This window comes from uncultured Croceicoccus sp. (genome assembly GCF_947496385.1).
In the GTDB taxonomy this organism is placed as follows: Bacteria; Pseudomonadota; Alphaproteobacteria; order Sphingomonadales; family Sphingomonadaceae; genus Croceicoccus.
Map to the genome: position 1 here is coordinate 1 of NZ_CANMCP010000018.1, position 22,569 is coordinate 22,569.

Genomic DNA, 22,569 nt, shown 5'->3' on the forward strand with positions numbered 1-22,569 from the left:
TTCTTGGCTCGGGGCATCCGCTTCCCCTACCCCGCACCGCGGCTTTTGCCAGAGGTACAATCCTTCTGACAGTGCCCGGGCACGGTATGTCATGAACCTCTATAGATCCCAGCGCAGCTTGTATCGTAGATCGCCGGGGTGATAAGCTCCCCCACATTGCGCCACAGCTTTGTTACCTATCTGCTCGAACAGGATGTTGATATTCGTGTCATCCAGGTTCTGCTGGGACGCACCAAGGTCGCGACGAGGACAATCTATGCCGTGACCAAGCCGCTCGACCGCCACATGGAATTGATGGAAGGCAAAGGCCGGGCAGCTGACATGTTTCGGGTCATGTCAGCGATCGAGCACTGCCGCACCGCTGCGCTGGGCGGGCACGTCGAGGCTTACAATCGAGGCAGGATCAAACGGCAAACCATAGGAAAAGCATGCCCCCTATACGGCTGTTGCCATCACGCCCGGCGATGGGCATCAAAACGGCACAAGATCGCTGCGGTGGAAGATCGGTGCAGCCACCGTGCAACGCCGCTCAGCGCAGGTCACGTCAGCTACGACGGTCGCCGCATCTGCTGCGCTAATCATGGCGTGGGGTTCGATACAGAGGGCAGATGCGTGCGCAAACTCAATCAGGAACGTTTCCCGGCAATTGCCCAAGTCCGCGGCTATCCCGGACAGATGCGCCCCGACAGGTTTGAGTTTGCCAGTAACGGTGGTAAGGGTTGCACATGCAAACCGGTCTATCGTCCTGGGTTCTGGCGATCATCAAATCCATCGAGGACGCGAACATCGATGCTGACACATTGTGTCGCAAGATCGGGATGGATGCATCGAAAATCGGCGATCTTACCTATCGTTACTCTCAGGAACAGGTCACCGCACTCTGGATAGCGGCCAGCAAGGCCACGGCCGATCCGGTCTTCGGGCTGAAGGTGGCGCGCCATGTGCGGCCGTCCACCTTCCATGTCGTAGGCTATGCGATGAGTTGCAGCGAGACCCTTCGCCGCGCCGGCGAACGTTTTGCCCGATATTCCCGCATCATTTCCGATGCCGCCATCGTGCGCTTCCAAACAGTGGAGGATGGCGTTTCGCTTTCGGTCGAACTCAAACCCTTGGGCGAACGCCCCGTTTATCACACCATCGATACGATCCTGGCCGGGTATCATCATCTGTGCGAATGGATTGTCGGTGCCGAAGTCGTGCCGCTTGCCGTCCATCTGCAACATCGCGCGCCGGGAGATCCGCAGCCTTATGGCGATGTGTTCCATTGCCCGATCGTCTTCGATCAGCCACGCAACGAGATCATCTATTCGAACAAGGCGATAGACCAGAACATTCCCTCTGCGAATGAGGAACTGGCGCATGTCCTTGACGAGATGGCCGCCAATCACATCGACAAGCGCCAGACTCAACGGTTTTCGTCTATGGTGCGGCAGGCGTTGCTGGGCCAGTTACCGCGCGGTTTTCCCAGTCGGAAGAAAACCGCAATCCTGCTTGGCATTACCGAACGGACATTGCTCCGCCGCCTTGGCGATGAAGGCACGACATTTCAGGATGTACTCGAACGGCTGCGCGAAAGCTTGTCATTCGATTATTTGCGACGGCCAGAACTGACCAGCGAGGAAATCGCATTCCTGCTGGGCTTTTCCAGCAATAGCTCGTTTTCGCGCGCGTTCATGCGCTGGACCGGCGAACGCCCAAGCGAATGGCGCGAACGGGTCAATGTGCGCGAAACGGCCCATCCTCCCGAAGACGGCTATCCTGCCGGCCACGGCGATTGAACTGGCCGCCTATTGCGGCGTTGCGCCCGCAGCCATTTCAAGCCCCGCGATCGATGGCCCAACCGACCATCCGCCGTCGACCAGAAGAACCTGTCCGGTGATATAACTTGCATCCGGGCTGGCCAGGAAATGGACCGCCGCCGCAGCCTCTTCAGGCTGACCGATGCGGCCCAATGGGGCAAATATGCGCGCATTGCGTTTAACCATGTCAGGCGCTTCGGCCATGGCCATCGGCGTTTCGATGATGCCGGGCGCCACGCAATTCACGCGCAGGCCAGCGGGGCCATATTCCATCGCGGCGGTCTGCGTCAGCGAAATGATCCCCGCCTTGGTTGCCGCATATTCGCCCCATGTTACGAAACCGCGCATGGCGGTGATGGAAGAGAAATTGACGATGGCACCGCCCGGCGTCATTCGCGCCGCCGCCTCGCGCGTGGCGCTTTGCACGCCCAGCACATGGAGCCGCCAGAATCGTTCGGATCGTGCGGCATCCCATTCGCGCAGGGGCGCTGCATCGGCAATCCCGGCATTATTGACCATGATATCAAGCTGTCCAAACCGATCCATGCAAGTCTGACACAGCGCCGCAAGTTCTTCGGGTTGGGAACAATCGCTGCGGCGAAAATCATGGGTTTCGGCAGGACCCATCTGCGGCGGCGCATTCAGATCCGCGTCGAGTACCCTGGCCCCTGCCCCCCGCAACCGGCGCGATATCGCCTCGCCTATGCCCGACGCCGCACCGGTGACGATGGCGACTTTGCCTTCAAGTGAGAAATTCATTGGAAATCTGCCTCTGCCGGGGCCTGAAGACCCAGTTGCCGCATCATTGCGCCCGCATCCCAGAGGCTACGTTCCAGCACGATCAGGCCTTTATCGAAGGCATGGATCGTCAGCCCGGCGATACAGGTGCGGTGCCCGGCAGCCGGCAGGCCGAGGAAGTCGGTGCGATGCTCGATCTCCCACTCCCATTCCAGCGTGCCGCCCCGTTCATCGCCGTGATAGCGGGTTGCACGAAACCGATGGACCGAGGCATCGGGCTCGGCATTTTCGAACGCGGCAAACCATCGCCGAAGCCGGTTTCGGTCATTGATGATCCGCACGCCAAAATTGATGTCTTCATACTCGAACGTGTCAGGATAGTTTTCCATCAGACGGTCGAGGCGATTGTCGAACTGTTCGAGCCAGTCCTGCTCCCAGGCAAGGTTCATGGTCAGCCTTTAACAACAGGGGGGTTGGAGCGGGTCAGAGCCCGCTCCCGAGGTTGAGCCCTAGAAGCTGTAACGAGCCTCGACCCCATACGACCGGGTCGGACCGCGATAGTTGACGGTGAAGAAGCCGAGCAGCGGGACCACTTCCTGAAAATATTTCTCGTTGGTGATGTTGTCGGCAAAGGCCGAAACTTCCCACCCCGTGTCACTGCGCAGGCTGAGCCGCGCCTTCAGAAGGTCGAGCGGGTCGCGGCGGGTGCCCGGGGTGTTGGCGACATCCCACCAGATCGGGCCATAGCGATTATATTCGACCCGCGGCACCAGTTCCAGCGTATCGGTCAGCGCGATATCCTGAGCCACGCCTAGCGAAAGCGTATATTCAAAGGCGCCGGGGGCGACATTGCCGACAAAGGACGGGTTGCCGTCAAACTGCTTTATCTTGCCATCGATATAGCCCGCGCCGCCATAGATATGGGTTCCGCTGTCGAGGTTCAGGTTGAAATCGACGTCCACGCCGCGCACGCGCACCTTGTCGATGCTGATGGTGGTCTGAAGACCCACCGTGGGATAGAATTCAAATTGCTGCGCGCCTGAAATATCGGTGTGGAACGCAGCCAGGTTCAGCGACAGCCGGCGATCGAAAAGCTGGGACTTGAGACCGATTTCATACGATTCTGAAACTTCCTTGTCGTAAAGATCCTCGACGTAGACGCCATCGGGGTCCAGCCCGGCCCCGACAGCTGCCGCGCGCAGGGCGGCACGCGCACCGATGGGGTTGAAGCCGCCCGATTTGAAGCCTTTGCCATAGCTTGCATAAAGGCTTGCATCGGGCGAGATTTCATAGGTCAGGCTGGCTTTTGGCTCGAACTGCTTGAAAGTCTTTGAATTGGTACAATCGGCAAAATCCCGGCCGGTGAGCGCCACGCAATTGTTGTAACTTGCGCCCGTCAAAGGGTTGATGTCGGGCGAGGCGTTTTCGCGGATCGAGCGTTTTTCCGTATCGTATCGACCGGCTAAGCGCAGTTCCAGCGCGTCGGTGATGTCGACCTCCACGCTTGCAAACGGCGCATAGCTGGTCGTTTTATAATAAGGGTTCGAATAGGACAGAGAGGGATAGGTATTGCCCGCCTCGCGCAGCATGCGCGGATTTCCCGGCAGGGTGCCGTCGGCATCGACAAGGATATTGCTCGTCTGGTCGCGGGTAAAGCGAAGGTAATAGAACCCCGCCTGCCAACGAAGCCGCTGGTCGCCTGACGATGTCAGGCGAACTTCCTGCGAGTAATTCTTGTCGAGATAGGTGTATTGCTGAATCGTGGCGGCCGCATCCCCGGTATCGGGAATATAAGGTGGAGAATCGCTGCCGAAATATTGGTCCAGCCGATTATAGGCGCTGATCGAGGTGAAGGTCGCGAAATCGGTCTCGTAATCGATCTTCAGCGTTGCATCCCAGAAGGTTTCATCGAACTGGCCGCGAACGTTCGAGATGAAATCCTGTTCGGCGAAATTCGCATCGAGCACGGGCGGGTCAGCCGGAAGGCCGCCAATGCCCGACCCGGCGATCTGGGCGTTATATGCGCTCCCTCCGCCCTTTGCATCGTGTCCGCCGACCTTGAGATCGATAGTCAGCCCCTCGCTATTGTCGAATAAAAGACGCCCGCGCCCCGCCACGTTGCGGCTGCGGTGAACCTTTTCGCCGGTTACGGTGTTGGTGAACGGGCCATCGGTGTCGCGGAACGATCCGGCTATGGCAAAGCCCAGCGTTTCGGTGATGGGGCCGGTCAGGTTTGCACTGGCCCGATAGGTATCCCAGTTGCCGACCGCACCAACGAAGGTGCCTTCCAGCACGTCGGATGGTTTCTTGGTGCTGATCACGATAGCGCCCGCCGCGGCGTTGCGACCATAGAGCGCGCTTTGCGGTCCTTTGAGCACTTCGATCTGTTCGATCGCAAACAGGTCCTGGTTGAACGGCTTCACGCTCGACAAGGTCACGCCGTCGATCACGATGGCGACGTTCGGATCGGAATTGCGGACCGATGTCTGACCGCGGATATTGATATAGGCCTCGCCCGCATTGTCCTCGATAAAGGTGACATTGGGGGTGGTGGACAGGAAATCGGCAGGGCGCGTGATACCGCGATCGGCAATGGCCTGGTCGGTAAACACCTGAACCGCGATGGGCACATCGGTCAGGCTCTCGTTGCGCTTGGTCGCGGTCACGACGATTTCGCTGTTCCGCCCGTCGGCATCGTTCGCAGCTTGCGCGGTCGATTGATCCTGTGCCTGGGCCGGAATGGCCAGTGCGGTCGCGACGGCGAGTGCGGAAACGTAATGGATATTCGTGGTCTTCATCGAACCCCTCCCAATTTATCCTCGATATCGGGCCCAATCTTTTGGCGATTTCGGGCTCTCTTGTCCTGATTGCTGCCCATTGCGGTGGTAAATTGAAATACCATTTCGCGCCAACACGTGACGCTGTGAGACATAATTTCATGCTGCAATGCAACGCAAATTCGCGATTTCGCGCGCTCTAGGAAGTGGCGCGCTCTGGCATTCGAAGAGATATTGGCACAGACGGTCACGTTCTGGCGCAGCAAGTTATCGCAAGTGGCTGACGGCGCGTATAAGCAACGGAAGGATTTCGAGGCTGGCAAGAGCCGCCCGAAACCTGCGTGATACGCAGCAAGAAAGCCCGTCGCATCGAGATTGGCATTCGCAGGAGAGGAATATGCACAGGTCCTGGGCACAATACTGGATCAATCTGTTCAAGGAAGGAACGGACGAGCTGATGAAGCTCTATAGTCCGCAATTCCTGTTCGAAGATGTAAACTTCGGTCTGCGGATCGAAAACGACAAGAACGCCTTACGACAGTTCTTCGACAATTTCCAGAACACCGACGAATCAGTCAGCTATAACAAGTTCGACGTTTTCGATTATGTTGGCGACGACCGGCTCGGCCATTTCCAGTGGACCTGGGAAACGAAGCATGCGAGCGATTTTCTAGGCGTTCCGGCAGCCGGGAAAGTCACCAAGACACGCGGCATGACGACGATGGGCTGGAACAGCGACGGGCTGATCATCCTCGAACGCAGCATCTGGGACGCGGTGGCGGTCTATAGCCAGCTTGGCGCGGTTCCGCCGGTCGAACATTGATCGGCGTGTCCGCCAACAATCGTATGCGCGAACAATCCTGCCCTGCGAATGATATTTAGAACGGAACAGCAACCATGACACCGGAAACGGCCACCACCGAAAAGGTCACTTACGATCCGCTAGACTCAAAGGTGACCGATCACCCCTATCCGCATTATGCGCAACTGCGGGAAATCGCGCCGGTCCACTACGTTGAATCGATGAACGGCTATGTCATCTCGCGCTGGGATGACGTGATGGCCGTGCTACAGGATGGCAAGACCTTCTCCTCCGCGCAGTTCTGGCCCGAATTACTCGGCGAATACGATCCGGTACCAGAGGTCGCGCCGATGATCTCGCTCGATCCGCCGGGCCATGTGCGCATCCGACGCCTTGCCAACAAGGCGTTCGTGCCGGGCAAGGTCAACAAGATGGGCGACAAGATCCGCCGCGTCGCAAACGAGCTGATCGACGATATCTTCGATCGCCACGGCGATGAGGGCGAGTTCGATTTCGTCTGGGAATTCACCGCCCTTTTCCCTGTCACGGTCATTGCCGATGTGCTGGGCGTGGATCTTGCCCAGCGCGAGGATTTCAAGCACTGGGTCGATGCCCTGCTCTCGGCCGGCAATCGCGCGGCCTATGATCAGGACCGGCTCGATGGCATCGCCGAGGCATCGAAGGATATTCGCGCCTATTTCGAAAAGGTGTTTGACCAGCGCTCCGCCAATCCGGGCGAAGATCTGATCAGCGGGTTCATCCAGGCAGAGGTCGATGGCCAGAAGCTGACCCGCAGCGAAGTGCTCAACATGGCGATCCTGCTGCTGATCGGCGGGGTAGAGACGACCACCAACCTGCTCGGCATCAGCTTTACCCACATGAAGCGGATCGGCAATATTCAGGAAAAGCTGCGCGCAGATCCGGAGCTGATCGGCCCGTTCGTCGAGGAAATGCTGCGCTATGACGGGCCGGTTCAGATGCTGTTCCGCCACACGACGCGCGCGGTCGAGATGCACGGTGTCACGATCCCGGCCAACACGCTTGTCATGCCATTGCTTGGCGCCGCAAATCACGACGACCGCAAGTATGACAACGCCGAGCAATTCGAACTGGACCGTAAGCCCAAGGAGATGATGTCATTCGGTCAAGGGCCGCATTTCTGCCTTGGCTTCTATCTGTCCAGAATGGAGGCTCGCCTTGCCATCGAGACGCTGCTGGAGCGGTTCGAAGTGCTCGAACCGCTGACTGGCGAACCGAAATGGATGGAAAGCTATTTCGCACGCGGTCCCAAGGGCCTGCCCGTCCGGTTCAAGATCCGTGGCTGATCCGTTCGATCATTTCCGCCCCCGCTTGATCGACGCGAGGCCGGTGTCATGGGCATGACGGACACACGCGCACGGATCGGCGAAGCCGAACTGCTGGACATTGCCGGACCGGGCAGCGTCATTTCCGGCGCGGACCTGCGCGAACGAGACCCCGGCTATTTCATAGACGGCATCAGGGCCGACCTGCTGGTCCGCCCGAGCACGACCGAACAGGTGGCAGCCATACTTTCGCTGTGCAATGCGCGGCAACAGCCGGTGGTCGTCCATGGCGGTGTATCGGGCTGGGTCCGTGCAACGCAAACGCGCCCGGGCGAAATCATCCTTTCGATGGAGCGGATGAACGCGATCGAGCGGATCGATGGTGAAAACCGTTCGGCAATCGTCCAAGCGGGCGTCATCCTTCAGAATTTTCAGGAAACGGTCGAGAAGCAAGGCCTGTGCTTCCCGCTCGATCTTGGCGGTCGCGGTTCATGCCAGCTTGGCGGCAATGCCTCGACCAATGCGGGCGGAATGCGCGTGCTGCGCTATGGCATGATGCGCGAACAGGTGCTTGGCCTCGAAGTGGTGCTGGCCGACGGGCGTATCGTGTCTTCGATGAACTCGATGCTCAAGAATAACACCGGCTATGACCTCAAGCAATTGTTCATCGGTTCGGAAGGAACATTGGGCGTGATCACTCGGCTGGTGCTGCGACTGCGCGAAATGCCGGTCAGTTGCAACACCGCGATCGTTGCGGTGCAAACCATGTCTGCCGTCGCCAGCCTGCTGAGGAAGGTGGATGCCGGACTTGGCGGCCAGCTGAGCGCGTTCGAACTGATCGACAGCGATTTCTTCGGAGTCAATACCAGTGAAGGACGTCTGCGCTCTCCCTTTGCAAAGCGTAGCCCCTATTACGTCATCATCGAAAGCCAGGGTGCCGATTCCACCCGCGATGCCAACATATTCGAAAGCGTGTTGGCCGAAGCGATGGAAACGGGGCTGGTGTCGGATGCCATCATTGCCGCTTCGGAACAGCAGCGCGCCGACATCTGGGCGATCCGCGAAACGCTCGAACATGTGGTCAGCGATTTCACTCCGTTCTATGCCTTTGACGTCAGCCTTACGGTTGGCGAGATGGAGGCGTACATGAAACGCGTGCGCGCAGATTTGGCCCAGACATTTCCCGACGGAAAGATCGCGTTCCTAGGGCATGTCGGCGATGGCAATCTTCACATCGCGATCGGTGCGGGCGGCCCGGACGACAGGCACGCGGTCGAGGAATGCGTCTATCGCCCGCTGGGCGCAATCGGCGGATCGGTTTCTGCCGAACACGGCATCGGGCTGGAAAAGAAACCGTGGCTGCCGATCAGCCGCAATGCCGAGGAACTGGCGGTCATGCGCCAGTTGAAGGATCTGTTCGATCCGCAGCGCATCCTCAACCCCGGCAAGGTGCTGACGATCAACGCTAGATAGACGAATTTACGGTCGCACCGGCAAAGACTGGGCGGCCAGTAACGGGAGAGACTACGACATGCCGCAATGCAAGCGAAGCGCCGGACTTCTCGCACGATGAGTACGATTGTCGTCAATGTCGCGCGGCGGCCCGATCTGAGCCACGCCGAATTCGTCAACTATTGGCGCGATTACCATGCCCCCCTGATCCGCAGCTGCCCACAATTTACCGAACAGCTCGTGTCCTACACGCAATATGATGTGCACGCCGGCCCCGACGATTTGGCCAGCCTGTTCGGCGGAAGCGGCAAGTACGATGGCGTGGCGGTCCTGCGGTTCCGAAATCGCCATGCGCTGGAGGCGGCTTTCAACTGCGACGAATATCGCAATACGATCCGCCCCGATGAACCCAATTTCGTCGATCTGGAGAATTGTTCGGCACAGGTGACCGATGCGGTCGATGTCATCGGCGCGCCCTCGCCCTTGTTCGACGTATCCGGCAAGACCGCCGTCGTGACCGGCGGGGCCAGGGGCGTGGGCGCGATGATTGCCGCCGCCCTGTGCGAGGCCGGGGCCGACGTGATCGTGCTGGGCCGGGGTGCCAGGGCGGGACAGGATTTCGTCACCGGTCTGGAAGGTGCACGCGGGTCCTGCCGCTTTGTCGAGGCGGATCTGGCCACGTCCGCGGGCGTATCGGCCGCAGCGGCCGATATCGCGGCGCTGGCCGGCAAGGTTCACGTGCTGGTCAACAATGCCGGCAGCTTTGCCGCAAGCGCGATAGAGGATGCCGACCCGGATGGCTGGGACCGGCTCATGGGCCTCAACCTGCGGGCCCCCTTCTTCCTCGTCCAGTCGCTGTTGCCGCAATTGAAGGCGGCATCGGACCCGGGCGATCCGGCGCGGGTCATCATGATCGGCTCTATCGGTGCGCTTTGGGGAAACAGCAGCAATGGCGCCTATGCCTATGGCGCCAGCAAGGCCGCGGTGCACCAGCTGACGCGCATGTTGGCATCGGACCTGACGGCGGGCGGCATCAACGTCAATGCCATCGCTCCCGGTTTCTTTCCCAGCGACATGACCGACGGGTTCTTCGAAGCCGTTCCGGGGCTGAGGGAACAGATGATCGGCGGAATACCGGCGGGCCGGCTGGGCACGGCCGAGGACATTGGCGGCACGGTGCTGTACCTTTCCTCGCGGGCCGGGGCGTATGTTTCGGGCGCGGTACTGCCGGTGGAGGGCGCGCTGTGGCAGGCGTGACGACAATTGCTCTGATCGAGCGGCGCGCGGACATTTCGCGTGAACTTTTCACGCGTTACTGGCGCGATGTGCACGGGGTGATGGCGGCCCGGATTCCGGGCTTTGATTTTTATGTGCAACATCATGTGACGCAGATCGCGGGCGATAATGGCGATATCGCCTTCGAGGGCATCGCCGTCGTCCGGTTCGCGAGCGAGGCGGATCGCGCCGGCCTTGCCCAGAGCGCGGTGGCGGCGCAGATAGTACGCGACGAGCCCAACGTTTTTACTCGCGCGCTGCTATATAATCTCGAAGCGCAGGACAGCCAGCATTTCAACGAGAACACCGCTGAGGACCGCGATGTCGCCGGATTCCTGCTGTTCGCAGAGCCAGGCGCGGCAAAGCACTGGGCCAGCGCGGCAAGTGGGCTAGGCATGGAAGTTCACCTGCACGACTTGCGCGGTGCCGACCCTTCGTTGTGGAACGGGATCTCGCCCGGCGCGGTCGGCTGGCAAAGCGTGGCGCAATACTGGAGCGGCGGGTGCGCCCTGCCGCCCCTGCCCGATGGCGTTACCGTTTTTCGCACCGATGAACGTTATGTAATGGTTGCCGGCGGACGCCCCACCCCCACCGGCCTGCGCGGCGCGGATGCGGTGCGCACCATCCGCGAGATCGGTGCCAACAACCAGCTTGAGCACGACGTCGAAACCCTGATCTTCGGAGTATGAGCATGACCGGCAGCCTGTCCCTTGTCAGAGCATGTGCGTGGGCAGGTCCAGTCTTTCTCGTCCTGCTGATCGTCTTCTGGGGGTTGCTGGGCGGCAATGTGCCGCCATTCGGCTCTGATGTGCCCGCCCCGATAGTCGCACGCTATCTTGCCGAACACACGATCCAGGTGCGCATCGGCATGATCGTGACCGTGGCTGCTGGTCCGCTTTATCTGGTCTGGGGCGTGGCCATTTCCGTGGTGATGGAGCGGATAGATCCTGCCGAGCCGATCCTGCCCCGCCTGCAGCTGTGGGGCGCGGGCTTTACCACTCTGGTCATTACCATACCCGGCTGTATCTGGGCGACTGCGGCGTTTCGTCCCGAAAGGCTGGCACCCGAAACCACGCTCATGCTCTATGATCTAGGCTGGATGCTGTTCGATGTGCAATGGTCGCTGACCTCGCTTCAGATCCTTGCGATGGCGGCTTGCTTTCTGCGCGACCAACGCGCCGTGCCGGTCGTGCCACGCTGGGCAGGCTGGTTCGTGGCATGGACCGGCTGCATGTTGCCGATCCTCGCGCTGATTTCCCTGTTCAAGTCGGGACCGTTCGCGCGCGACGGGCTGATCAATTACTGGTTCGAATTCCCCATGTTCTTCCTGTTCATGATGGTGGTTTCAGTTGTGCTTTTCCGGGCGATTGCGCGGATCGAGCGCGATGGTTGAAGCCGGCCCTTGCACCAGTGGAAAAACAGACACCACGCACTCCACGCTTGTCCCCCACCCCATCGCCATATTCATCATCATGGATATCGCTGCATTTGGCGTGTTCCTGGTGATCTTCATGGTAGAGCGGCTGGGCGATCCCGCCGGCTTTGCATCGGGCGCGGCAAGGCTGCACGCTGGTCTGGGCTGGATCAATACATTCGTGCTGATGACCAGCGGGGCGTTGGTGGCAACGGCCGAAAATGGCTTTCGCACGCAAGGGGCATGGCGATGCTGGCTGGGCGCGGGAATTGCGGCCGGATCGGTTTTCGCGGTCATCAAGCTGTTCGAATATCGCGAACGCATTGCCGCCGGGGCGGCGGGCGATGACATCTTAACCGGCTATTATTTCGTGCTGACGGGCCTGCACTTCGCCCATTATCTCGTCGGCATGGTCCTGCTGGGCATGCTGCTGCTGCGGCGTGGCAATGGCGGATCGCGGCGGGCCTCGGTCTTTGGCGCGATCACGCTCTACTGGCACATGGTGGACCTGCTGTGGCTGTTGATCTTCCCGGTCGTCTATCTGCAGGTGGCGCCGTGACGGGGCGGCGCGGGATCGCGCTGACATGGTGCGTGCTGCTGATGCTGGGCTTTGCCAGCCTGTCGCTGAACGGAATTGTCGCGGGGGTGCGGTGGAATTTTGCCGCCGTGATCGCGGTGGCAGCGGCAAAGGCCATAATCGTCGCCTGGGTGTTCATGAATATCGGCATGGCACCGCGGGGCTGGCGCATCGGCTTTGCCGCCGTGATTGCGGCGATCGCTTCACTTGTCGCGATCCTTCATATGGCGACCTAGGCGGCAGGCTTCGCCCTTTCGACTAGCCGCGCCGTCGGTTCAAAGCGCGATCCGTGTCGACGCGCCAGTTCCTTGGCATTGGTAACGAACCGCGCCACGCCCTCTGTCTCGATAAAGCGCAGGGCCCCGCCGGTCCAGGCGGGAAAGCCCCAGCCGAACACCGACCCCAGATCGCCGTCCTCATCGGTTTCCAGAATCCCGCCCTCGCGACAGCGCACTGCCTCCAGCGATTGCGCATAAAGCAGCCTGCGCTCGATCTCGGCATCATCCGGCTGTTGGCCCGCCAACGCAAACGCCTGGGAAAGACCATGCCATAAATGTTTGGGCCCATCTTCGGGATAGTCATAGAAACCGCGGCCGGAACTGCGGCCGTGGCGGTTCAATTCCTGCATGCGCCGCAAGGTGGGCAAGCCCGCCGGTTCGGCAATGTCGCTCTCCTGGCTTTGCGCCTGGTCATGGATTGTGACCGGCAGATCGATCGTCACCTCGTCCAGCAAGGCCAGCGGGCCAACCGGAAAACCGATCGAGCGGGCGGCGTTTTCGATGCGGGCCGGCGCGATCCCCTCCCCCACCATTGCGGCGCCTTCGTTGATGAAAAACTGCACGATCCGGCTGGTATAGAAACCCCGCCCATCCTTGACGACGATCGGGGTCTTGCGCAATTGCGACAGGAAGTCGAGGCTGGCCGCCAGCGTTGCATCGCTGGTCTGCGCGCCGCGGATGACCTCCACCAATTCCATGCGTTCGGCGGGGGAGAAAAAGTGCAGTCCGATCAACCGGTCGGGGCGTATCGACGCCTGGGCCAACCCGCCGATCGGAAGGGTAGAGGTATTGCTGGCATAGATCGTGTCGGCCCCGGTCACGACTTCGACCTTGCGAATGGTGTCGGCTTTTACCGCCGCATCCTCGAATACCGCCTCGACCACTAGTTCGCAGGCTGACAGCTGTGCGAAATCATCGGTTGGCGCAATCCGGCCCAGCAACGCATCCGCCTTGTCGCGTGTCATCCTGCCACGCTCGATCAACTTGTCCATGCTGCGCGCAGAATACGCCTTGCCACGCTCTGCCAGCACGGAGGTGCGATCGACCAGCACGACTTCGATCCCGGCCGTTGCGGCAAGCTGTGCGATCCCTGCGCCCATCATGCCTGCGCCCACGACCCCCAGACGCCCAACCGTTCGGCGCTCATGCCCGTGCGGCCGACGTGCACCTTTCAACGCCGCCTGGCGCGCAAGGAAGGTGGTGGCGACGATGTTCTGCGCCACCTTGCCGCTCAGCAGGCGGCCGAAATATTTGCTTTCTATCTGCAAGGCACGGTCGAACGGCAATTGCATCCCCTCGAACACGCAGGAAAGGATGGCAACGGGCGCGGGCTGTCGGTGACCGGATTTGCCCGCCACACCGGCAGCAGCAAGCGAATAGCTCAGAGCCACTTCGGGAAGGACAAGCCCGCGCGCCTCTGGCGGGCGATAGCCTTTCCGGTCCCACGGCTGTTCGGGCGCGGGGCGCGCTAGCAACCAGCGCTTCGCCACGTCTTGCGAATCTTCAGCCGAGACGATTTCATCGACGATGCCAAGCCCGGCGGCCTTGTTCGCATCGACGGTCTTGCCGACCAACAGCAGGTCGAGCGCATTTTTGGCGCCGATCATCCGTGGCAATCGCTGTGTTCCCCCGGCCGCAGGCAAAAGGCCCAGATTAACCTCTGGCAGGCCCAGCACCGCATTTTCGCTCGCCAGGCGGCGCGTGCAGGCAAGCGCCAGTTCCAGACCGCCGCCAAGGGCGGCCCCATCCACGATGGCCACGCTGGGGATGCCCAGAGTTTCAAGCCGTCGCAGCAGGCCGCTGATCCGCTGGCTGATTTCGTACCCGCGCCGGGCGGTCATCGTCGGAAATTCCGCCGCCAGCATGGTCAGGTCTGCTCCGGCAAGGAACCCCGCCTTTGCCGAACGTACGACCAGTCCGGGGCAATCCTGCCGCTGCGCGACAATATCCAGCGCCCCGCCCAGGTCATTCATGAAATCGTCGCAGATGATATTGACCGATCCGCCGTCGCGTTCGAGCGTGAGGGTGGCCACGCCATCGTTGCCAAATTGCAGGTGCATGTGCTTCATCGCGCGCCTTTCAAACCCGTTCAATAATCGTGGCCGAACCCAGCCCGTTGGCGGCGCAAAGCAGCACCATCGCTGTCGATTTCCCGCTCCGTTCAAGCTCGTCAAGCGCGGTGCCCAGGATCATTGCCCCGGTTGCGCCAAGCGGGTGCCCCATGGCGATCGCCCCGCCGTTGACGTTGATCCGGTCGTGATCGACATTCATGATATTCATGAAGCGCAAGACCATGCTGGCAAACGCCTCGTTAAGTTCGAACAGATCGATATCGGTGACCGCCATCCCGGCGCTGGCCAGCGCCTTGCGGCCGACGTCAGCCGGGGCGGTCAGCATGATTGTGGGTTCCGAACCGATAGAGGCCCATGACCGGATGCGAGCGCGCGGCTTCAACCCGGAGCGGGCGCCGAATTCCGCATTGCCCAGCAGCACAGTGGCAGCCCCGTCGACGATGCCGCTGGAATTGCCGCCAGTGTGGACATGGTCGAGCGCCTCGATCTGGCGATAGCGTTCCTGCGCGATCCGGCCGTATCCGGCATCGGCAAGCCCGGCGAACGCCGGCTTCAGCTTCGCCAGATCCTCGCGCGTGGTGCCGGGCCGGATCGCCTCGTCACGGGCAAGGATGATCTCGCCCAGCAAGTCGCGTACCGGGACGACCGATTTTGCAAAGCGGCCTTCGTCCCATGCCCGGGCCGCGCGCCGCTGGCTTTCGGCTGCATAGGCATCGACATCGGCACGGCTGTAACCGTCGATGGTCGCAATGATGTCGGCCCCGATCCCTTGCGGCGCGAAATATCCGCCAAAGGCGATGCGCGGATCGCTGGTCCACGCCCCGGCATCGGTGCCGAATGCCACCCGGCTCATCGATTCGACGCCGCCGCCGATCCCGGCCTGCGCCATGCCCGTACCGATCTGCCCCGCGACCAGATTGATCGCATCCAGTCCCGATGCGCAAAACCGGTTCAGCTGGATCGCAGCGACGGATTGATCGTAGCCAGCTCCGATTACCGCCGCCCGTGGCAACACGCCGCCCTGTTCGGCTACCGGTTGCGCAATGCCGATGGCCACCTCGTCCAGCAGAGCGGTGTCAAGCGTATTACGGTCACGGATCGCTTCAAGCTGCTGGATCAACAGCTGAACCGCCGGTATCTCGTGCAGCGCGCCATCGGGCCGCCCCTTGCCCCGCGGTGTGCGGGCATGGTCATAGATCAGGATGTCCTGCATTATCAGTTCCCGTCGGTTCGCATAGCGATTGCGATCAGCCAGCTTGTGGCTTGGCAATGTTAAGCGTCTGCAACGCCAGATAGGGATAAAGTCCCTCGATCCCGCCCTCGACTCCAAAGCCGGACTGCCTGTTGGCGGGGAACGGCACCGCCGGGTCCAGTGCGCAGTGCTGGTTCACCCACACGCTGCCGCTTTCGAGCCGGGCCGCCACCTTGGCGGCCGCAGCGACATCACTGCCCCAGACCGAACCGCCCAGTGCGAAGGGAGAGGCATTGGCGCGTTCGACGACATCGTCGATGTCGCTGTAGCAGATCACGGGCAGGATCGGGCCAAACGGCTCTTCATCGACGATGGCATGGCCCTCGGCCACATCGCGCACCACGGTGAGCGGCACAAAATAGCCCGGCCTGTCCCCGATCTCGCCGCCAGCGATCACCTTGCCGTCGCGCTTCGCCTGTTCGAGATAGCGACAGACCTTGTCGTACTGCGCCTTGTTCTGCACCGGGCCGAACTGCGCGTCCGCGTCTGTCCCCGATGCCAGCTTGCTACCTTTGGCCATCGTCGCCAGCGTACCGCACATCGCGTCGTACAGGCTATCGTGCACGTAAAGCCGCTTGATCACCGCGCACACCTGCCCCGAATTGAAGAAGGAGAAGGCGAAAATCGGCGCGGCCACCTTTTGGATATCGGCATCGGGCAAAACGATGGCCGCATCGTTGCCACCCAGTTCCAGCGTCACCCGCTTCAGCGTCGGCGCGCAAGCCGCCATGATCTTGCGCCCCGTCTCGCTCGATCCGGTAAATGTTACCTTCGCCACATCTTCGTGCGCAACCAGCGTAGCGCCCGCGTCATTGCCGCCCGACAATATGTTAAGCACGCCCGGGGGCACGATATCGGCCAGGATCTCGCCCAGCCTCAGCGTGGTCAGGGGTGTGGACGGCGCGGTCTTGACCACCACCGTATTGCCCGCCGCCATGGCCGGGGCGATCTTGTTGCAGGCGATGAACACCGGCGCATTCCACGGCACGATGGCGGCCACCACGCCCAGCGGCTTGCGATGCAGTTCGACACGCCGGGTATCGTCCTCGACGATAAGTTCCGGTTCGATCCGCAGTGATCCGTAATAGTTGAGATAGCCGGTCGCCAGATGCGCCAGTTCAAACATGGCGAGATCGCGCGGCCCGCCGGTTTCCGCGATCAGCAAATCGGCCAGCTCCTCGATGTTCGCCATGATCGCATCGGCCATCTCCTTCAGCACCGCTTCGCGCTTGCCAAAGCCGCAGTCGCGCCAGGCCGGAAAGGCGGCCCGGGCGGCGGCCACTGCGGCATCGACATCGTCGGCAGTCGCGTCGGGCACCTGGTCGAATCCTTGGCCAGTGCAGGGATCGATGACATCCATCGTGCGCGATCCGGCGGATAGTGACCCGCCAATCAACATCTTGTGCATATTGCCTCTCAATCCTCTTTCCACAATTCAGGCGGTTGCGACCGCTCTTGTTTCATCCGTGTCGCGCGCATTGACGGGTGCAGCGAACTTGTTCATCAGCCTTGCATTCAGCGTCGCAGCCGCCTCGGCATTGCGTTCTTTGATGTGGCCATAGCCGCGTATGGTGGCAGGGACCGATGCGATCTCGATTGCCAGGCCATGATTTTCGCCGGAAAGCCGCGCGATCACCTGCCCCACGCGCTGTTCGTATTCATCGACCAGAGCGCGTTCCATGCGCCGTTCGCCGGTATAGCCGAAAGGATCGAAGGCGGTGCCACGCAGGACCTTCATCCTGGCCAGCAGCTTGAAGGCGCTGAACACCCATGGGCCGAATTCGCGTTTCTGCAATTCGCCGGTTTCTGGGTCTTTTTTCGAAAACAGCGGCGGGGCCAGGTTGTAACGATAACGCGCGCCGGGCTGGAACGTCGCCTCAAGCGTGGCGCGCATGGCCGGGTCGACATGCAGGCGCGCGACTTCATACTCGTCCTTGTAGGTCATCAGCTTGGCGAAATTGCGCGCCACCATAATGGCCAGCGCATCGGATCCGGGCACCGCCTGTTCCTCTGCCGCGCGCACGCTGTCGACCAGGGCGCGATAGCGCGCGGCATAGGCCTCGTCCTGGTAATCGGTCAGCAGCCGGCTGCGATGCGCGACGATATCGTCAAGATCGGTCAGCGGCTGGAACACCGGTTCGGAAATCGTGTCGGCCACGGCCGCGTCGATGCGTTCTGGATCGACCGCGCGCAAGCGGCCCAGCTGGAAGGCAGCACGGTTGAATTCAATTGCCACGCCATTGATCTCGACCGCGCGCAGGATCGATTCCGGCGACAGCGGCAACAGGCCAAGCTGGCAGGCATAGCCCAGCATGAACAGGTTGGCGGCAATCGAATCGCCCAGCAGTGAAAGTCCCAGCCCGGTCGCATCGACCGCGTGATATTCATGCGACATCCGCTCGAGCCGTTTGAGCAGCAAACCTTCTTCAAGGTTCAAGTCGGGATTGCGCTGGAACGCCGGGGTGGGGGTGATCCGGCCGTTCACGACGGTGCAGGTACGTTCCTTGTTTAGCGTGACTACAGGTTCGGGCGAAAGCGCGGCGATGGCATCGAAGGCCAGCATCACATCGGCCTCGCCCGCGCCAAGCTTTTGCGCGGCCAGATCGCTGTCTTTCGCGGCGATGCGGACATGGGAATAGACCGCGCCGTTCTTCTGGCTCAACCCCGTCATGTCGAACACCGACGAAGATTTGCCTTCCAGATGCGCGGCCATGCCCAGCAAGGCGCCGATGGTGACAACGCCGGTCCCGCCGATGCCCGATACCATGATGTTGCACGATCCCGCATCAAGGCCGATCCGCTTCGGTTCGGGCAAGTCGAAACCCGTCTCGCCCGTCAGCGCCGATGCCTCTGGCTTGCGCGGTTCGGCATCCAGCACGGTGATGAAGCTGGGGCAGAAACCCTTTACGCAGCTATAGTCCTTGTTGCAGCTCGATTGGTCGATCTGGCGCTTGCGCCCAAGCTCTGTTTCATTTGGCCACACGCTGACGCAATTGGACTTGACCGAACAATCGCCACAGCCCTCGCAAACCGCCTCATTGATGAACATGCGCTTGGGCGGATCGGGGAACTTGCCACGCTTGCGACGCCGCCGCTTTTCCGCTGCGCAGGTCTGTTCATAGACGATGACTGTCACGCCCCTGACCTGCGCCAGATCGCGCTGGACCGCATCGTAATCGTCGCGGTGATGCACGGTAACACCGTCTCCCAGCCCTCTGTCGCGGCCATAAAGATCGGGACGGTCGGTCACGACGACTGCGCGCACGACCCCTTCGGCCAGCACCTGGCGCGTGATATCGCCCACCGAAAGCGGACCGTCCATCGGCTGTCCGCCGGTCATCGCGACGGCATCGTTGAACAATATCTTGAACGTCATCGACACCTTGGCCGCCACCGCGCCGCGCACGGCCAGCAGCCCCGAATGGTAATAGGTGCCATCGCCCATGTTCTGGAACATGTGCGGCGTATCGGTGAAATGGGCAAGGCTATACCAATGCGCGCCCTCGCCCCCCATCTGCGTATTGGGAAGCATTTCGGGGCCGGAATACATCGCCATTGCATGACAGCCGATGCCGCCCGCCGCGATGCTGCCATCGGGAAAGCGCGTGCCGGTGTTGTGCGGACAGCCCGAACAGAAATAGGGGGTTCGCGAAGCCTCGGCCGAATTCATGCCGCGGATCGTGTCGCGCTGGCGGCCCAGCGTTTCGGCCCGCTGGAACAGATTGCCGATCTCGACGCCCAGCCCTGCGAGCCGGCCCACGATCGAAATGGCGATATCGACCGGCTCCAGCTGCTCGTCCGATGGGAGCAGCATGACGCCATTCTCGTCATTCTTGCCGATGACCAGGGGCTGTATGCCCGAATTATACAGGATCTGCTTGGCCTGGTTCTCGGTAATCGGGTCCTTTTCCTCGACGAACAGCAATTCGTCCTGACCGCGGGCAAAGTCCTTCAACCCTTCCGGTTCGACAGGATAGGAACAGCCCAGCTTTAAGAAGGAGATCCCCAGTGCGCCCGCATCGGTATCGGACAGACCCAGCAGGATCAGCGCCTGGCGCGCATCCTCCACCGCCTTGCCGGTGGCGACGATGCCAAGCTTGCGAACGGGCGCATCGAACAGCACGCGGTTTATGGCATTGGCGCGAATGAACTTGTGCACCAGCGGCCAGCGGTAACGCTTGACCACGATGTCGGAGGCCAGCCGGTCGAGATGGCTGGGATAATTGTGGAACCCGTGCTGCGGCGCATCGCCGCGCTCTGGCTCTACCGGCGCGGGGGGCAGCGCGACATCGACCGTCATGGTCTGTTCCAGGACTTCGTTGCACAGCTTGAACCCGGTGAACAGCCCGGTATAGCGCGACATCGCCCAACCCTTGAGACCCAGTTCCAGCACGTCCTGCACGTTGGAGGGTGCCAGGATCGGCACCCCGGCATGGATCAGTGCATGTTCCGACTGATGCGCGACCGTCGATGACTTGCCGGTGTGGTCATCGCCCGCCACCAGCAACACGCCGCCTTTGGGGTGACTGCCCGCCACATTGCCGTGCTTGAACGGATCGCCGGACCGGTCGACGCCCGGCCCCTTGCCGTACCAGATCGCGAACACCCCATCGCGGTTCTTGCCGGGCACGCCGTCCAGCATCTGGGTGCCCCAGACCGCAGTGGCGGCCAGGTCCTCGTTCACGCCGGGCTGGAACAATATGTCGGACTTGCCAAGCAGGTCCTTGGCGCGCCACAGTTCCATATCATAGCTGCCCAGCGGCGAACCCCGATAACCCGAGATGAAGCCGGCGGTGTTCAGCCCGTTCGCCTCGTCGATCTGCTTTTGCAGCAATGGCAGGCGCACGAGGGCATGAGTGCCGCTCATGATTACGCGATCATCGACCTGCGTATATTTGTCGGTCAGGGCTACGTCACGCATGGACTTTCCTTTGAGCTTGATACGCTTCCTCATCGAAAGCAGCGCCTCTGGCGGCGCGATATTCGGCAAATGCGGGCGCGAAATCTGCCAGCACGATCTTTGTGCTCTCACGCCCCTGCATCGCGTGCAGCCAGCGCCCGAAACCCGGTTGGCGGTCCAGCAGCCCATCCCGGCCAAGATGAAAACAGACCCGGTTGGCCAATTCGAAGATATAAAAGGCAGCAAGGTCTGCCATGGTCAGCGCGGAGCCGGTCAGGAACGGTTGGCACAGGCATAATTGGTGCAGCGCCCGCATGGCACGATCGGTCATGGCAAAAGCGGCGGTCGCGGCATCGGGATCGACCGGCTCACCCATGAACACGGCGGGGTAGAGCGAACGCATCGGCAGTTCGATGTAAAGCTGCACGATGTTGAACAGTTGCCGGACGCGGGCGCGTTCGAAAACATCGTCCGGCAGCAATAGCGGACCGGAGGTTTCCTCCAGATATTCCAGGATCGCCACCGTTTCGGCCAACCCGCCCCGTCCGGTGTCCAGCCACGGGATCTTTCCCATCGCGCTATTGGCCAGAAACCCGTCATCGCCCGCCGCGCGGGTAGCCACGTAGTCCGCGCCCAGCCCCAGTTCGATCATCGCGGCGCGCGCGCAATTGAACCAATTGCTGACCGGATAGCCATGGAGGACCGGCGCGGTCATACGTCAGACGCTCACGTAAATGTCGTCGCCGTCGAGAGTGACGGTGTATCGCTCGATCGTCAGGTCGGGGTCTTCCTCGCACTCTCCGGTAACAAGGTCGAAGGACCAGCCGTGCCACGGGCAGGTCAGCACCGCGCCGCAAATCTCGCCCTGATGAAGCGGGCCCTGCGCATGCGGGCACCGTGCCTGCGTGGCCACAGGCACGCCGTCGGCCATGAAGACCAGGATGCGGGTATCGGCGACCTTTGCCTTCAGAGGGCCGTTTTCGACAAGCTGCGAAAGCGTGCCGACTTTTTCTTTCGATTGCAGCATCGTGCCACTGTCCTCCCACCACTCTTTTCACATGCCCGTTTCCTTGCGCGGGAATCGGGCTTTTGTGATTTTTACCCTAGTGGGGGTTTCGGGGGCGGGCCATGGCAGAGCGTGCTAACGGTTGACCGTTCGTGCCAATCTGCACCCGCTGGATCGCGCGATCCCGTTTTTCGCGCCGCCCCATCAAAGAATCATGGGCCAACCGATCACGCAGCAATCGCCGCGCGCCCGCGCAAAGACCATGGAATGGCAACGGCCGAAACGCCGGCCAGGATCGCCACCGGAATGATCGCTGTTAGCACCGATGCTGGCGAATTCGTCGATTGCAGCACCCATGCGCCGATCAGTGGCCATGTGATCGATCCAATTCGCCCCCATGCGACGGCAGCGCCCACCCCGGTGCCGCCCAGTGCCTGGGGATAGACGGCAGGAACGATGCTATAGAGATAGGATTGCGTGGTCAGGATTGCCGTGCCCAACAGGAACGCCAGCGCAAGGCTGGACCATGTTCCGTTCGGCAACGCCATCGCGAACAAGAGGCACGGGATCGCGGCAAAGGCACAAAATGCAACCCGCCACGCGCGCCGCCCGTCAAACAGGGGGGCACTTGCGAGGCAGGCGATAAAGCCGCCCCCGTTGAACAGCACTTGCGCAAACAGCGCATGGCGTGCGGTCAGACCCGCCGATGCCAGCAGTATGGGAAGCCAGTTGAGCACGAGATAAAGGATGATCAGCGCAGCGAAAAAGGCGGTCCAGACCAGCAGGGTCGGTATCGCCCGGCCATCGCCAAACAGCGCATGGGAGCTGTCAGTCGGATGCAAACCGCTCTCCGTTTTGCAGAGTGCGCCCTTCCCCGGCTATTCTTCAGGTCATGAGGTTTTGCCACTCAGCCAATGCAGCTG

19 protein-coding genes and 2 pseudogenes are annotated in these 22,569 nt (G+C 61.3%); 11 read left to right on the forward strand and 10 right to left on the reverse strand.

Translation table 11 applies throughout. The features are described 5' to 3' along the window. Positions 1-153 precede the first annotated feature (153 nt). The 3 genes and pseudogenes from Q0897_RS15115 to Q0897_RS15120 form a co-directional block, all read left to right on the forward strand. Positions 154-306 (forward strand): annotated as a pseudogene (locus tag Q0897_RS15115) (integrase); the annotation flags it as partial. Between the two features lie 27 nt (positions 307-333). Then, positions 334-612: pseudogene (locus tag Q0897_RS16140) on the forward strand (Rieske 2Fe-2S domain-containing protein); the annotation flags it as partial. 113 nt (positions 613-725) lie between these two features. Continuing rightward, positions 726-1,778, forward strand: coding sequence for an AraC family transcriptional regulator (locus Q0897_RS15120; protein WP_299310214.1), 1,053 nt, complete (start codon positions 726-728; stop codon positions 1,776-1,778). A gap of 9 nt (positions 1,779-1,787) precedes the next feature. Here Q0897_RS15120 and Q0897_RS15125 read toward each other — a convergent pair whose 3' ends face one another. The 3 genes from Q0897_RS15125 to Q0897_RS15135 are packed head-to-tail and all read right to left on the reverse strand — an operon-like array spanning position 1,788 to position 5,335. Then, positions 1,788-2,558 (reverse strand): SDR family oxidoreductase, encoded by a 771-nt coding sequence (locus Q0897_RS15125; RefSeq protein ID WP_299310215.1) that lies wholly within the window; start codon positions 2,556-2,558, stop codon positions 1,788-1,790. After that, positions 2,555-2,986 (reverse strand): ester cyclase, encoded by a 432-nt coding sequence (locus tag Q0897_RS15130; protein WP_299310216.1) that lies wholly within the window; start codon positions 2,984-2,986, stop codon positions 2,555-2,557. The genes Q0897_RS15125 and Q0897_RS15130 overlap by 4 nt, the downstream gene beginning before the upstream one ends. Positions 2,987-3,046: 60 nt before the next feature. Next, entirely contained in the window at positions 3,047-5,335 is a 2,289-nt protein-coding gene (locus Q0897_RS15135; RefSeq protein WP_299310217.1) for a TonB-dependent receptor, read from the reverse strand. A gap of 376 nt (positions 5,336-5,711) precedes the next feature. On the opposite strand from Q0897_RS15135, the gene Q0897_RS15140 reads away from it, so the two are divergent. The 8 genes from Q0897_RS15140 to Q0897_RS15175 all read left to right on the forward strand — a co-directional run bounded on the left by Q0897_RS15140 (position 5,712) and on the right by Q0897_RS15175 (position 12,374). Continuing rightward, positions 5,712-6,137, forward strand: a complete 426-nt coding sequence (locus Q0897_RS15140; RefSeq protein WP_299310218.1) for an ester cyclase — start codon at positions 5,712-5,714, stop codon at positions 6,135-6,137. A 74-nt stretch (positions 6,138-6,211) separates the two neighbouring features. After that, a complete protein-coding gene (locus tag Q0897_RS15145) occupies positions 6,212-7,441 on the forward strand; it encodes a cytochrome P450 (RefSeq protein ID WP_299310219.1) in 1,230 nt (409 codons plus the stop codon). Positions 7,442-7,495: 54 nt separating this feature from the next. Next, positions 7,496-8,893 carry an FAD-binding oxidoreductase gene (locus tag Q0897_RS15150; protein ID WP_299310220.1) on the forward strand — a complete coding sequence of 466 codons (1,398 nt, stop codon included), beginning with the start codon at positions 7,496-7,498 and terminating at the stop codon, positions 8,891-8,893. Positions 8,894-8,989: 96 nt separating this feature from the next. After that, the gene (locus Q0897_RS15155) at positions 8,990-10,129 is read left to right on the forward strand and encodes an SDR family oxidoreductase (protein WP_172808179.1); all 1,140 of its coding nucleotides are present in this window, start codon (positions 8,990-8,992) and stop codon (positions 10,127-10,129) included. Then, a complete protein-coding gene (locus Q0897_RS15160) occupies positions 10,126-10,836 on the forward strand; it encodes an EthD domain-containing protein (protein WP_299310221.1) in 711 nt (236 codons plus the stop codon). Before Q0897_RS15155 ends, Q0897_RS15160 begins: the two co-directional genes overlap by 4 nt. 2 nt (positions 10,837-10,838) lie before the next feature. Beyond that, entirely contained in the window at positions 10,839-11,540 is a 702-nt protein-coding gene (locus tag Q0897_RS15165) for a hypothetical protein (protein ID WP_156522081.1), read from the forward strand. Positions 11,541-11,619: 79 nt separating this feature from the next. Continuing rightward, positions 11,620-12,120, forward strand: coding sequence for a cytochrome c oxidase subunit 3 (locus Q0897_RS15170; RefSeq protein ID WP_299310222.1), 501 nt, complete (start codon positions 11,620-11,622; stop codon positions 12,118-12,120). Then, positions 12,117-12,374, forward strand: a complete 258-nt coding sequence (locus Q0897_RS15175; protein WP_299310223.1) for a cytochrome C oxidase subunit IV family protein — start codon at positions 12,117-12,119, stop codon at positions 12,372-12,374. Before Q0897_RS15170 ends, Q0897_RS15175 begins: the two co-directional genes overlap by 4 nt. Here Q0897_RS15175 and Q0897_RS15180 read toward each other — a convergent pair. The 7 genes from Q0897_RS15180 to Q0897_RS15210 all read right to left on the reverse strand — a co-directional run bounded on the left by Q0897_RS15180 (position 12,371) and on the right by Q0897_RS15210 (position 22,488). Beyond that, a complete protein-coding gene (locus Q0897_RS15180) occupies positions 12,371-14,485 on the reverse strand; it encodes a 3-hydroxyacyl-CoA dehydrogenase NAD-binding domain-containing protein (RefSeq protein ID WP_299310224.1) in 2,115 nt (704 codons plus the stop codon). The two genes, Q0897_RS15175 and Q0897_RS15180, sit on opposite strands and share 4 nt — an antisense overlap. 10 nt (positions 14,486-14,495) lie before the next feature. Beyond that, positions 14,496-15,701, reverse strand: coding sequence for an acetyl-CoA C-acetyltransferase (locus tag Q0897_RS15185; protein ID WP_066774869.1), 1,206 nt, complete (start codon positions 15,699-15,701; stop codon positions 14,496-14,498). Positions 15,702-15,735: 34 nt separating this feature from the next. Further along, positions 15,736-17,148, reverse strand: coding sequence for an aldehyde dehydrogenase family protein (locus tag Q0897_RS15190; protein ID WP_299310225.1), 1,413 nt, complete (start codon positions 17,146-17,148; stop codon positions 15,736-15,738). 27 nt (positions 17,149-17,175) lie between these two features. Beyond that, positions 17,176-20,661, reverse strand: coding sequence for an indolepyruvate ferredoxin oxidoreductase family protein (locus Q0897_RS15195; RefSeq protein WP_299310226.1), 3,486 nt, complete (start codon positions 20,659-20,661; stop codon positions 17,176-17,178). Further along, positions 20,654-21,355, reverse strand: a complete 702-nt coding sequence (locus Q0897_RS15200; RefSeq protein WP_299310227.1) for a glutathione S-transferase family protein — start codon at positions 21,353-21,355, stop codon at positions 20,654-20,656. Before Q0897_RS15200 ends, Q0897_RS15195 begins: the two co-directional genes overlap by 8 nt. A 3-nt stretch (positions 21,356-21,358) precedes the next feature. Then, positions 21,359-21,667, reverse strand: a complete 309-nt coding sequence (locus tag Q0897_RS15205) for a Rieske 2Fe-2S domain-containing protein (protein ID WP_066774859.1) — start codon at positions 21,665-21,667, stop codon at positions 21,359-21,361. A 206-nt stretch (positions 21,668-21,873) separates the two neighbouring features. Continuing rightward, on the reverse strand, positions 21,874-22,488 hold the full coding sequence (locus tag Q0897_RS15210; RefSeq protein WP_299310228.1) for a hypothetical protein: 615 nt from the start codon (positions 22,486-22,488) through the stop codon (positions 21,874-21,876). Between the last annotated feature and the right edge of the window lie 81 nt (positions 22,489-22,569).